This window comes from Magnetococcus marinus MC-1 (assembly GCF_000014865.1).
Lineage (GTDB): Bacteria > Pseudomonadota > Magnetococcia > Magnetococcales > Magnetococcaceae > Magnetococcus > Magnetococcus marinus.
In genome coordinates this window covers 1,297,969-1,310,207 of record NC_008576.1, presented here as the reverse complement: position 1 = coordinate 1,310,207, position 12,239 = coordinate 1,297,969, and the positions used below count along the sequence as shown (strand labels likewise).

Below are 12,239 nucleotides of genomic sequence, written 5' to 3'. Positions count from 1 at the left end.
GAAACCGGCATTATACACCAAACCAGCCCATCAACCCAGGGCTGACAAGCTGGCTTAGTGCGCTTTTGACGAAGCTTAACAGGGAAAAATCGGGCAGGAGAGGCCCAAAGCAGGTCTTTTCACCCGCCATGGCTTTTGGCAGCGCCCCATGGCGGAGCGATAAATGGGGCCAACACCCCCTTTAGTCGCGCAGGGCTTATCCCTTGTAACGCAGAAGGGGTCGCTTAACCAACAGAGCCTCCCCCATGCAACCATAGAGACGCCTGAAGAGGTCACGGGCAAGCACGACCCCCTCTTTAGGGTTGGGCCCAAAAGCGCTTTTACGTTCCCGCAGTTCGTTTAACGCCATCAAGCAAGCGCCGGGCACCTTACGGGGGGTCGTTGGGCCAAACAGGCGCCCCGTCTCTCTGGTGAGCGGACCCTGTTTAGACCTCGGCCAATTTTTTAATCTCTTCCTGGGGATCAAAGCCGAGAATGTGGGGCACATCCAGGATGACCAGCAGATCTTTTTGTTGTTGCACCACCGCGCTGATAAATTGGGCGGAGATCCCCGCCATATTGGCTGGGGAGGGGCGCAATTGTTGACCAGAGACCTCTAACACGCCGCCCAACTGATCCACGATCAGGGCGACGGAATCGTTCCAGAACACAGTAGTATGGGCCAGTTCTTCGTCGATTTGGCGCACATGGCTACGGGTTTTCAGGATGATAGCGAACTCTTTACGGGGGTCACTGGACTCTTCTTCACTGCCCCCGAGCCAGCCGAGGCGGTTACGCAGATCGTAGAGGGTTGTGACCCGGCCCCGGTTATTGAGCATGCCGCGAATATAGTTGGGGGAGCCTGGTACGGGGGTGCTCCCGTAGCAGCGCTTGATCTCCTGCACCATACGGATATCGATGCCCATACTCACATCACCCAGGCGAAACGTGCACAGAACCATCCGCTAGACTCCTTAAAACCTGATTATAGCGAGAGATCTTTCACAGAGAACAGGCTGTGAAAGAGCCCAGCAAAAGCGCGCAAAGGGTGGTGCCGGATCACGGGCAAACCCGCTGGGGAGCAGGCTTGCTCTCCCCCGAGCGGTTTATGACGCACCCCCTTAAGAGAGGGAGCTGCCACGCAAGGCCGGTTATGGAACGATCCCCCTTGAGGGGTCCGACTCCAAAAAAACCGATAGAAAACCGCTAACACCATGCGCCCTACTCTAACAGCATAACCATGCCCGCTGCAAGCAGCGTGCGTGCTGTCGCCGCACCTTTTCAGCAACCTAACGCCGCAGCTGGAGGGCACCCTGAAAACAGCGTGCCTGGGTAGCCCCAGCGGGCCTTGGGTGCAGCCTGTGGCCAGCAGGTTCACCACAGGGCAGATGCGCCCCGGCAGCGTGCTGACGGGAGGGTATTTTCGCCCCCAACCCTTGCGACGCCCAGCCACACAGCAGGTCAAACCGAGCTCTTACCGCACCATACCCACGCCGCCCCAGCCAGCGCCGACCCGCAACACCTTTTTACATCATGTTACGGAAAGACCTTTAATAAATAGACTTATCCATTTGAAAAATATTAATGCTTAAAGATAACTCATTTGATGCGGAACCGCTGAATGAGAATCGCGCGTTGCAAATTGGGATAAAAGACGTACTTTATTATCGTCACGCCCTTACTCTATACTCTATATGAGGCGCGCACCTCCAACGTCACCCAATCAAACCCTAAATCAAAACGCCGTCTAGCGAGATAAAGTAGGTTGATGATCGCCAATCAAATTCTTTCCAAAAAACGATTACAAGGGCTACACATTGATTACTGAAATAGTCGAAGTTCTTGAACGATCAGAACAAGGCGTTACAAGGCCTTTTATCTGCCGTGGTAATAATAATAAGCTCTATTTTGTGAAGGGACACGGAGCCGGTAAACGATCACTGCTGTGTGAATGGATTGCAGGAAATCTTGGGGTTTCCCTAGGCTTGCCCATTGCCCCATTTGAGACAGTGCTCATCCCCGAAGCGTTGATTTCATCCATTCCTGAGGGTAAATGGCGTGATCTGGGCACCGGACCAGCATTTGGATCAATCCACCAACAAGCAATGGAACTCACTGCCCAGTCGATGACAGAGGTACCCGACCATGTGCAACAAGATATTTTTGTTTTTGATTGGTGGATCCGCAATGAGGACAGAACATTGTCTCAATACGGAGGGAACCCTAACTTAACTTTGGAAATCGGCGTCCAAAGAACTTATCATTATTGATCATAATTTAGCCTTTGATGACGGGTTTGATCAAGGCAAATTCATGGATTATCAAGCCTTTAGAGAATGTGGCAAGCTCGTTTTTCGTGACAATTTCCTCAGGGATATGTACACTCGGAAGCTCGCTAAGGCATTAGCGGAATGGAATGTCATAGTGGCCACCATTCCAGAGGATTGGAAGTTCCGCGATGAAAGCTATACCGACCCTGTGAACTTTGATCTATCTGTGGCACACAACATTTTGTCAAAATGCCGATCAGATGACTTTTGGGACCCGCTATGGAAAAAATAGCCTGCCAATATACTATTGTACGGTTTGCGCCCTTTGTAGAAACTGGCGAGTTTGCCAATGTGGGTATCCTTATGATAGCTCCAGATCAGCGCTTTTTCGCTTTTAACCTGGAAACCCGTCGTTACGCCAGAATTACTCACTTTTTTGATGAACTTGATCCACAGATTTACTGTGCATCATTACATGCACTTAAAGGTGAATTCGAGCGCGTGCAACGGTTATTAAATGACCACGATTTTTATGGTAGAACAAAAAATGTCACGGCAGATTTCGTGAGGGAAATGTTTGGGGAGATTGTCAGGCCACGTGAAGGCATCATTCGATATGCAGAACCTAGAATCGTACTGACAGAAGATCCAAAACAAAAACTAAATGATCTTTTTGCTTTTTATGTAGAGCGTAATTTTATCACCAAACAGTATGAAGAGTGTGTGCTTGAAAAAGGGATGCGAAAATGGCTTTCTCGGGTGCAACTTGGAGATCGCTTTCACAAAATGCCTATTGGAGATGCTGAGTATCACGCCACATTTCCATTTGTTCAAGTTGATCATGATACCCCTGTAAAAATAATCAAGCCTTTGCATCTGGCTCAATCTAAACCAAGCAAAATTATTGATCACGGTGGAACATGGGCTTTTCGCCTAACCGAACTCAGTCGCCGCAAAACACTTCCTGAAAAAGTCCTGTTTTCAGTCTCTGGCCCCGATCAAATGGATGAGAAACGGTACGCTGCCTTTGAAAAAGCTGTAGATTGCTTGAAACATACAGGGATCGAAGTTGTGAACCACACGAATCGAGATAGAGTTCTTGCTTTTGCAGGAGCTTGATTGTTTGTTCCATTTTGTTATCCAAGCACTTTTGCCGTGGATTGACTGGCCCACAAAAAAACCAGCCCGTAGGCTGGTTTTTTATCACGGCTTACCCCAACAGATTACTGCATGGCGGGCATAGACCCCTTGGCGGCCTCACCGGCCTGCTCCATCCCATGTTGCATGCCTTGATGCCCCATCATGCTGTGATCCATCATCTGCTGCTGCCCCTGCTCCATCATATTATGACCCTGCTGCATCATCTCATGACCCTGATGCAGCATGCCATGGCCCGCCGCGCTGGGGGGCACCATGCCTGCGTGGCTGGGCATCTTTTTCACCGGCACCACCAAACTTAGCTCCTGCCCATTATCAAAGCTTAAGGTTAAATCCACCGTATCCCCCGCTTTCAGGGCGGCCTTACCCATCATCAACATCACATGCCAATCGCCGGGCTTGAGAATGGTCTTGCCCTGGGCCGGTACCGGTATGCGCGACTGCTCCACCATACGCATCACCCCATCCACCGGCATGGAACGGTGCAACTCCACCCGCTCAAACTGCGGGGAACTGGCTTTTAACAAAGATACCGCATCCATGCTGTGGTTCATCAACACCATAAAAGCCGCACTCATGCGCATATTGGCAGGCATCTCCCGCACCCAACCATCAGAGACCATCATGGCATTGGCCGGGGCTTGCGCCTGCGCCACACCAACCCCACTTAACAGCAGCATCACCACCCGCAGCATTGCTTTGATCATGGTTTAACATCCTTTATTTTCATTGTTTTAAGTGTTTTTAACAGCTCAACCAGCGCCTCAGGCGAGCGTTCGCTCGGGAGCAGCGCCACCAACTGCCCAGCAGGATTAACCACATGCAACTTCGCACTGTGGGAGATAAGATAATCGGTATCCGAACGCCCAGGCTCGCGATAATACAACGCGCCCATCTGCCCCGCCACCCCTGCAATGGCCGCTGGCGTGCCCGTGACCCCCATAATGGCCGAGTGAAAATAGCCGGTGTACTCTTTAAGCAACTCCACCGAATCCCGCTGCGGATCCACACTGATAAAAAGCCCCTGATACGCCTCCGCCAGCTGTTGCGCCCCCATAAGCTCAAACATCTCCGCCAGCAGGGTAAGCGAGGTCGGGCAGACATCTGGACAGTAGGTGTAACCAAAAAAAATCAGCGACCACTTGCCCAACAGGCGACTCTGATCAAAAGGCTGCCCCTGCTCATCCACCAACTGAAACTGGGTCACAGGACGCGGCCCTTGCAAAGCGATGCCCTTTAGCGCTGCGGGCACCGCCACCCACTGCGGCGCCCCCTTTTTTTCAGCGGGCTGCGAACAAGCCACCAACAGCAGCCCCATGAATAGCCCTAAGATGGGCCAAATGCCCCACCTCTTTAAGCCGTTTGCCACACTTTTCATTCAGCTTTTCCTTTATATGGGTTGGGGCGCACCCTCCGCTCAAGCCCAGACCATGAACAGAGGCTTCTTTTTAAGAGGTTGGAACAAAAGCGCTTCCCTACCCCACCTCAATGGTGGAAACTCGCACCAAAGCGGGTTAAAATGACGCTTTTGCTGCCGTTGCCTCTCTACCCACCAGGGCAGGAACCGTGCCGACAGGTAGCAAGAGGGGTCGCACCCCCTGTTTATTGGCTTTTATGCACTCAAAAAAGGTATCCCCCATGGCTTTGCAGCTCTCCGCCCTTACCGCGCTCTCCCCCTTGGATGGCCGCTACGGCAGCAAAACCGCCGACCTGCGCGCCCATTTTTCCGAATTTGGCTTAATACACGCCCGTGTGCTGGTGGAGATTCGCTGGTTACAGGCCCTCTCTCAAGAGCCGGGCATTCCTGAGGTTCCCCCCTTCTCCGCCGCCGCCATGGCCCAGTTGGATCACTTGGCCGATGCCTTCGACGAAACAGGTGCCCAGCGCATTAAGGATATTGAGGCCACCACCAACCATGATGTCAAGGCGGTTGAGTACTACCTTAAAGAGTCAGTCGCCACCAGTGAGATCGCCTCGGTTAGCGAGTTTATCCATTTTGCCTGCACCTCTGAAGATATCAACAACCTCTCTCACGGTTTGATGCTGCAAGGTGCCCGGCAAGCGGTGCTACTGCCCCAGATGGACCACGTGGTGGAGGCCGTGACCCTCTTGGCCAAACGCTATCGGGATCTGCCCATGCTGTCGCGCACCCATGGTCAACCCGCCTCGCCCACCACCTTGGGTAAAGAGATGGCCAACGTGGCCGATCGCCTTAAACGGGCCCGCAACCAGTTTGCCCAAGTGGCAATCCCCGGCAAAATCAACGGTGCGGTGGGGAATTTTAATGCCCATGTCAGTGCCTATCCCGAGGTGGACTGGCCCCGCTTCGCCCAAGCTTTTGTGGAGAGCCTGGGCCTAACATGGCAACCCTTTACCACCCAAATTGAACCCCATGATGGCATGGCCGAACTGTTCCATGCGCTGATTCGCTTTAACACCATCCTGATCGATTTTTGCCGGGATGTCTGGGGTTATATCTCTTGGGGATTCTTTAAACAGCGCACCGTGGCCGGTGAAATCGGCTCCTCCACCATGCCCCACAAGGTTAACCCCATCGACTTTGAAAATGCCGAGGGCAACCTGGGCATGGCCAACGCCATGTTGGACCATCTGGCCCTCAAACTGCCCATCAGCCGTTTTCAACGGGATCTGACCGACTCTACCGTGTTACGCAACATGGGGGTAGGCTTTGGTTATACCCTGCTGGCGCTGCAATCGGCACTCAAGGGGATCGGCAAATTAGAGGCTAATGCATCGCGCCTGCTCGATGACCTAGATGCCAACTGGGAAGTATTGGCGGAACCCATTCAGACCGTCATGCGCCGCTATGGTATTGAACAGCCGTATGAAAAACTCAAGGAGCTTACCCGTGGTCAACGGGTGGACCAAGGGATTATGCAGGCCTTTGTAGCCAAATTGGAGATCCCCGATCACGCCAAACAGGCCCTTATGGAGATGACCCCAGCCACCTATATCGGCTTGGCCAAAGAGCTCACCGATCGGTTGGAAGGCTAACCCCCATGGCCGACCGCTACGGCATTGACAGCCATAAACTCAGCTACCACCCCCTACGGGTGGCGCAACTCTTGACCGGTCAAAACCAGTGGGAAACGGCCAAATCCATCTACCCCATCTATATGGAGATCTCCCCCATGGGGGCGTGCAACCATCGCTGCACCTTTTGCGCGGTGGACTATATTGGCTATAACAGCGCCAACAAGCTGGATGCCGATATGATGAAAGCCCGCCTGCCACAAATGGGGGCGTTGGGCATTAAATCCATCATGTACGCCGGGGAGGGGGAACCCCTCTTACACAAGCGCATCAGCGAGATCTTGCTGGATACCAAAGCCGCCGGTATCGACACCGCCTTAACCACCAACGCCACCGTGTTGCCGATGGATTTTTTGGATAAAGCACTGCCTACCCTCTCCTGGATCAAGGCATCCATCAATGCGGGCAGTGCGGAAAACTATGCGCAGATCCACCAGACCAAAGCGGCGGATTTTAATAAGGTGGTGGAGAACCTCAAGGCCATGGTAGCGGCCAGACGGGCGGGAGGATATGGGGTTACATTGGGGGCACAAGCGCTGCTGCTGCCGGAAAATGCCCATGAAATGGCCCAACTGGGGCGCCTCTGCCGGGATGAGATTGGGCTGGACTATCTGGTGGTCAAGCCCTATTCCCAACATATGTTTAGCGAAACCCGCCGTTATGCTGGGCTCGACTACCAGGCTTTAATGGATCTGGAAGCCCCCTTGGCGGAGCTAAACAGTGCGCAGTTTCAGCTTATTTTTCGCCGCGCGACCATGCAAAAGTATCGCGATGAAAACCGCTACACCCAATGCAAAGCCACCCCCTATCTATGGGCCTATGTCATGGCCGATGGCACCGTCTCTGGCTGTAGCGCCTTTTTGTTGGATAAGCATTTTGAGTATGGCAACCTCAATGAGCATGACTTTAAAACCATTTGGGAAGGGGAAAAACGTCATGCTGGTTGGCACTATGTGCGGGAGTCGCTGGATATCAGCCAGTGCCGCAGCAACTGCCGCATGGATGCCGTCAACCGCTATCTGCATCAGTTGGAGCAAGGGGTGCCCCACATTAACTTTATTTAACGCCCCTCTCTAACAAACCGCACCCGCTGGGTGCAAGGTGCATCGAACAATCCCCGTGCCCCTTCGAAGAGCAGCCCCACCCCCCCTGTGAAAAACAGTCTGTGGGGCATAAATCCACTGGCAAACCCTGTCTAGTCATGGAAAAACCGCCAAAAACGGACATGAAATAGAAGATTGGTCTCTGGCAACCTTTGACAATATCGCCTAAAGAACGCACTCTTGGGGGATGTTTATGCACAGGAATTCAAGACTCACCTACACGCTATTTTGGCGGGGCTCGTTATACGGCACGAGGGAATCTTTATGATCGCTCTGGTAACAGGTGGTGCTGGTTTTATCGGTAGCCATCTCTGCGAAATGCTCCTTGAGCAGGGCCACACCGTGCGCGCCTTGGATAATTTTTCCACCGGACGCCGGGCCAATGTGGCGCACCTCATCAACCACCCCAAGTTTACCCTCTACGAAGGGGATATTCGCGATCCTGAAACGCTGGTAACGCCGTTTCAGGGGGTGGAGTGGGTTTTTCATCTGGCGGGGCTGGCGGATATTGTGCCCTCGGTAGAGAACCCCACGACCTATTTTGAGGTCAATGTGCACGGCACCCTCAATGTGCTGGAGTTTGCCCGCCGCAACCAAGCCAAGCGGCTGGTTTATGCGGCTTCTTCCTCCTCCTATGGCATTCCCGAGCTCTATCCCACCCCGGAAGAGAGCCCCATTCAGCCCCAATACCCCTACGCCCTAACCAAATATATGGGTGAAGAGCTGGTGCTACACTGGGCCAATGTCTATAAAATGCCCAACCTCTCCTTGCGTATGTTTAATGTTTATGGTCCGCGCTCCCGTACCACCGGGGCCTATGGTGCGGTCTTTGGGGTCTTCTTGGCGCAACGTTTAAACAACAAACCCTATACGGTGGTCGGGGATGGCCAACAGAGCCGCGACTTTACCTATGTAACCGATGTGTGTGCGGCCTTTTATGCGGCGGCCCAGTCGACGTGGGTAGGCGAAGCCTTTAATGTGGGCAGTGGCGGCCACCAGACCATCAACCGCTTGGTGGAGCTACTGGGGGGCGAGATCACCTATATTCCCAAACGCCCAGGCGAGCCCGATTGCACCTTTGCCGATACCCGTAAAATCCACGCCAAGCTCAACTGGCAAGCCCAGGTTAGCTTTGAGCAGGGGGTGGCCAATATGCTGGCTTGTATTGACGATTGGCGTGATGCCCCGGTATGGGAGCCCGCCTCGATTGCCACAGCCACCGCCTCCTGGTTTAAGCATCTCGGCACCCCTTGAACCGACACCCCCGTTTTTCGGCATCCGCAGCAGGGGCCGGCAACGGGGCGCGATTTTTTGCTTAACTTGAGCGTTGATCAACCGATAACAACCGTAGAGCGTTAGTTACGCCCACCTTTTAAACGGACGGCATGGATTGAAACAGGCGAACATGGCACCTTCACTCAAAGTGTTAACCCTTGATCAGTTAGCGGCTCAGTGCCAAACCCTGCGCATGCAGGGGCAGCGCATTGTGCAGTGCCATGGCACCTTTGATCTGCTGCATCCAGGTCACATGCGCCATCTGCAACGGGCCCGTGAGCAGGGTGACGTGCTGGTGGTTACTTTGACCGCCGACGGTTTTGTCAACAAAGGCCCCAACCGCCCGGTATTTCCTGAGCACCTGCGTGCGGAATCGTTAGCCTCGCTCACCTATGTGGACTATGTGGCGGTTAATTACGACCTTACGGCGGTACCCGCCATCACCAAGGTACGCCCCAATGTTTATGTTAAAGGACAGGACTATAAACAGGCCAAGGATGATATTACCGGCAATATCGCCCTAGAACGCCACGCGGTCGAAGTCCATGGCGGCGAAATCTTTTTTACCGAAGAGATTGTCTTTAGCTCCAGTTCATTAATTAATGACTATCTGGATGTCTTCCCCCCGGCCACCAAAGATTTTTTAGACCAGTTTAAAAAGCGCTGGCCGCCACAGCGGGTGATTGATGCGGTGCGCACCTTTGCCGACATGAAGGTGCTGGTGGTAGGCGAGGCCATTATTGATGAATATTGCTACACCACCCCCATGGGCACCATCGGTAAGGGGGGTAATATTATTGCCACCCGTTATAATGATAAAGAGATCTTTGCGGGGGGCTCACTCGCCATTGCCAACCACCTCTCTGGTTTTGTTAAAGAGGTCGCTTTGCTTACCGGTATTGGCCCCAACTGTCCCCATGAACCCTTTATGCGCCAGCAGTTGCAGGAGAATGTACACCCCCATTTTTTCCACTATGAAGAGGCGCCAACCCTGGTTAAGCGCCGCTATGTGGATGAGACGGCCAAACTGTTTGAGATCTACTACTACGACCCCTCCCCTTTAACAGAGGAGGTCGATCAAGGGCTGTGCGCCTGGATACGCCAGCACGCCCCAGATTATGATTTGGTGGTGGTTCCCGACTACGGCAACGGCTTTATCAGCCCAGCCATGGTGGACGCCCTGTGTGACGCGGCCCCCTATCTGGCGGTCAATACCCAGATTAACAGTGGCAACCGGGGTTATCATGTGATCAGCCGCTATCGGCGTGCGGATTTTGTCTCCCTCAATGAGCCAGAGGTTCGGTTGGCGGCGCACAACCGCCGTGATCCGTTGGAAACGGTCGCCTTGCAGATCGGCCACCAGGTACACGCCAAACAGATGTCCATTACCATGGGTACCAATGGCGCAATGATGTTGGATATTGAGCAGGATCAGGCCATGCGCATACCGGCGCTGGCCACCCAAGTGGTGGATATTATCGGGGCGGGAGATGCCTTTTTAACCTTGGCGGCACTGGCGGCCCGGGCGGGACTCGCCACCGAGCTAGGCGCCTTTTTGGGCAGTACGGCGGCGGCGTTGGATCTGCAAATTGTCTGTAACCGCAGCTTTGTTACCCCAGAGGCACTCTTAAAATTTGCCACTTCACTGCTTAAATAGCATGCGTATCGGCATTGATTTTGATAACACCCTTATCTGCTATGACGCTCTGTTTGTACAGGCGGCGCAGCCTTGGTTGCCCGCTCAATGTCCCGCCGAGGGGTGGCATAAGGGCACCATTCGCGACCATATCCGCCAGCTACCCCAGGGCGAATTAACATGGCAACGGCTCCAGGCCCAGGTCTACGCCCACCGCTTGCAGCAGGCCCCGCCCAAAGCGGGTGCGTGGCTGGCGTTGCAACGGTTTAGCCAACACCAGTTTGCTCTGGTGATCGTAAGCCATAAGAGCCAATATGCCCGCCAGGATCCCCAGCGCATTGATCTGCGCCAGGGGGCACTGACATGGCTGACACGCCACCAATTTTTTACACTGCCGGGGCTGACCCCCCAACAGGTCTATTTTGAGGCCACCCGAGATGAAAAAATTGCCCGCATTGCCCAGCTTGAGTGTGATTTTTTTATTGATGATCTTTATGAGGTTTTGACCCATCCGGGCTTTCCCGCCACAACCCAAGGGGTGCTCTTGGCCCCCCAATCTGGCGGTGACGACCCAGCCCCGTACCAACATTTTACAAGTTGGGCTGCGCTAGAAACAGCCCTTATGGCCGCGACGGCCCCCTTGGTCTCTTTGACCCCTATGGACACCCCCTTGCTATGACCCACATCTCCCCCTCACAGCACGGTGCCCAGGCCGATTACGACCCTTGGCAGTTGGCGGAACATCTGCTGGGCCGCCCCCCCTTGGCCCTGCAACCGGTCGGGGAGAGCGGCTGGAATAACCACCTGTTTAAGGTCAAGACCGAAGAGGGTTTGCTCGCCCTAAAACGCTACCCCGTCAATGATCTGCGTGGCCGTATGGCGCGAGAGGCCGCCGCGCTCTGGTTTTTAGCGGCACACCCCCCCTCTCCCTCTCCCCGTCTGTTGAGCATGGATCCAACCGCCAACGGCATGCTGCTTACCTGGGTAGAGGGCGAGCCCATTAGCCAATCGAGCGCCGACATTGCCACCATAGATGCGATGCTGGCCTGCATGGCCCAACTGCATCAACTGCGGCACAGCAGCACAGCCACCAATCTGGTGGCCGCCTCCGATGCGGTGTTTAATGTGGAGGGTGCCAGAAGGCAGATCCGCCAACGCATGCGCCGCCTGGATGACGCCCGCCAGCAGCACCCCAGACTGGATGATTTTTTACGCCGTTTGCAAAGCTTGGCCGACGAGCTTCTGCCCCGTGCTCAGGAGCAGTGGAGCTGTGAAGATCCCCTACCCAGCGCCCTGCGCACCCTGAGTTTTTCAGACTTTGGTTTTCACAATGCCATCCGCCAGCCCGATGGGCGCATTGTGTTTGTGGATCTGGAATATTTTGGCTGGGATGACCCGGTTAAGCTGGCCTCGGACACCCTCTGGCACCCCGCCATGGCCCTACGCGGAGAGCTGCGCCGCCACTTTTGTGAGCATGCGGTCAAACTTTATGAAGAGAGTGGCGACCACAACATTCGCAAACGATTTGCCACCATGCACCCGCTCTATGGGTTAATCTGGTGTCTGATTGTGCTCAACCCGTTTATTGCATCGGCCCAACAGGCCCCGGCCTTAGTTGGGCAGGCCAACGCCCAGCGTCTGGAGGCCCAATTGGCCATGGCGCACCGCTACGCCGACACCCTTAAAACCGGCTGCCACCTGACCTATCATCCCGCCATCCCCCCCGAGCAGGAGAGCTAAGCGACCATGCGCGCCGCCATTGAA

The 12,239-nt window shown here is 54.3% G+C and carries 12 protein-coding genes; 9 read left to right on the top strand and 3 right to left on the bottom strand.

Translation table 11 applies throughout. The annotated features are described in order from the left end of the window. Window positions 1-425: 425 nt before the first annotated feature. Complete coding sequence (locus MMC1_RS19650) at window positions 426-941, bottom strand: chemotaxis protein CheW (protein ID WP_011712746.1); 516 nt, start codon at window positions 939-941, stop codon at window positions 426-428. Window positions 942-1,796: 855 nt separating this feature from the next. On the opposite strand from MMC1_RS19650, the gene MMC1_RS21550 reads away from it, so the two are divergent. From MMC1_RS21550 to MMC1_RS05465, 3 genes are read left to right on the top strand one after another with little or no spacing between them, the layout of a single operon-like run. Beyond that, window positions 1,797-2,249, top strand: a complete 453-nt coding sequence (locus MMC1_RS21550; RefSeq protein ID WP_011712744.1) for a HipA family kinase — start codon at window positions 1,797-1,799, stop codon at window positions 2,247-2,249. Beyond that, complete coding sequence (locus MMC1_RS22500; RefSeq protein WP_407081016.1) at window positions 2,239-2,541, top strand: HipA family kinase; 303 nt, start codon at window positions 2,239-2,241, stop codon at window positions 2,539-2,541. The genes MMC1_RS21550 and MMC1_RS22500 overlap by 11 nt, the downstream gene beginning before the upstream one ends. After that, complete coding sequence (locus tag MMC1_RS05465) at window positions 2,529-3,368, top strand: DUF3037 domain-containing protein (RefSeq protein ID WP_011712743.1); 840 nt, start codon at window positions 2,529-2,531, stop codon at window positions 3,366-3,368. The genes MMC1_RS22500 and MMC1_RS05465 overlap by 13 nt, the downstream gene beginning before the upstream one ends. 104 nt (window positions 3,369-3,472) lie before the next feature. Here MMC1_RS05465 and MMC1_RS05460 read toward each other — a convergent pair whose 3' ends face one another. Both MMC1_RS05460 and MMC1_RS05455 read right to left on the bottom strand, forming a co-directional pair. Continuing rightward, entirely contained in the window at window positions 3,473-4,114 is a 642-nt protein-coding gene (locus MMC1_RS05460) for a copper chaperone PCu(A)C (protein WP_011712742.1), read from the bottom strand. Then, window positions 4,111-4,785, bottom strand: a complete 675-nt coding sequence (locus MMC1_RS05455) for an SCO family protein (protein ID WP_011712741.1) — start codon at window positions 4,783-4,785, stop codon at window positions 4,111-4,113. Before MMC1_RS05455 ends, MMC1_RS05460 begins: the two co-directional genes overlap by 4 nt. A 260-nt stretch (window positions 4,786-5,045) precedes the next feature. Between MMC1_RS05455 and purB the strand changes: the two genes are divergently transcribed. From purB to MMC1_RS05425, 6 genes are all read left to right on the top strand, one after another. After that, entirely contained in the window at window positions 5,046-6,422 is a 1,377-nt protein-coding gene (gene purB / locus MMC1_RS05450) for an adenylosuccinate lyase (protein ID WP_011712740.1), read from the top strand. Window positions 6,423-6,427: 5 nt separating this feature from the next. Beyond that, window positions 6,428-7,525, top strand: coding sequence for a radical SAM protein (locus tag MMC1_RS05445; RefSeq protein ID WP_011712739.1), 1,098 nt, complete (start codon window positions 6,428-6,430; stop codon window positions 7,523-7,525). 303 nt (window positions 7,526-7,828) lie between these two features. Further along, on the top strand, window positions 7,829-8,818 hold the full coding sequence (locus MMC1_RS05440) for an SDR family oxidoreductase (RefSeq protein ID WP_011712738.1): 990 nt from the start codon (window positions 7,829-7,831) through the stop codon (window positions 8,816-8,818). 151 nt (window positions 8,819-8,969) lie between these two features. Continuing rightward, on the top strand, window positions 8,970-10,496 hold the full coding sequence (locus MMC1_RS05435) for a PfkB family carbohydrate kinase (RefSeq protein WP_011712737.1): 1,527 nt from the start codon (window positions 8,970-8,972) through the stop codon (window positions 10,494-10,496). A gap of 1 nt (window position 10,497) precedes the next feature. Further along, window positions 10,498-11,154, top strand: coding sequence for a hypothetical protein (locus tag MMC1_RS05430; protein WP_011712736.1), 657 nt, complete (start codon window positions 10,498-10,500; stop codon window positions 11,152-11,154). Then, window positions 11,151-12,215, top strand: coding sequence for an aminoglycoside phosphotransferase family protein (locus MMC1_RS05425; protein ID WP_011712735.1), 1,065 nt, complete (start codon window positions 11,151-11,153; stop codon window positions 12,213-12,215). Before MMC1_RS05430 ends, MMC1_RS05425 begins: the two co-directional genes overlap by 4 nt. The last annotated feature ends 24 nt before the right edge of the window (window positions 12,216-12,239 follow it).

What these genes read in the sequence shown, in the direction of transcription:
- MMC1_RS05445 (WP_011712739.1), top strand. Translation starts at nt 6,428, where the DNA reads ATGGCCGACCGCTACGGCATTGACAGCCATAAACTCAGCTACCACCCC.
- MMC1_RS05440 (WP_011712738.1), top strand. Translation starts at nt 7,829, where the DNA reads ATGATCGCTCTGGTAACAGGTGGTGCTGGTTTTATCGGTAGCCATCTC.
- MMC1_RS05435 (WP_011712737.1), top strand. Translation starts at nt 8,970, where the DNA reads ATGGCACCTTCACTCAAAGTGTTAACCCTTGATCAGTTAGCGGCTCAG.
- MMC1_RS05460 (WP_011712742.1), bottom strand. Translation starts at nt 4,114, where the DNA reads ATGATCAAAGCAATGCTGCGGGTGGTGATGCTGCTGTTAAGTGGGGTT.
- MMC1_RS05465 (WP_011712743.1), top strand. Translation starts at nt 2,529, where the DNA reads ATGGAAAAAATAGCCTGCCAATATACTATTGTACGGTTTGCGCCCTTT.
- MMC1_RS05455 (WP_011712741.1), bottom strand. Translation starts at nt 4,785, where the DNA reads ATGAAAAGTGTGGCAAACGGCTTAAAGAGGTGGGGCATTTGGCCCATC.
- purB (WP_011712740.1), top strand. Translation starts at nt 5,046, where the DNA reads ATGGCTTTGCAGCTCTCCGCCCTTACCGCGCTCTCCCCCTTGGATGGC.
- MMC1_RS19650 (WP_011712746.1), bottom strand. Translation starts at nt 941, where the DNA reads ATGGTTCTGTGCACGTTTCGCCTGGGTGATGTGAGTATGGGCATCGAT.
- MMC1_RS05425 (WP_011712735.1), top strand. Translation starts at nt 11,151, where the DNA reads ATGACCCACATCTCCCCCTCACAGCACGGTGCCCAGGCCGATTACGAC.
- MMC1_RS05430 (WP_011712736.1), top strand. Translation starts at nt 10,498, where the DNA reads ATGCGTATCGGCATTGATTTTGATAACACCCTTATCTGCTATGACGCT.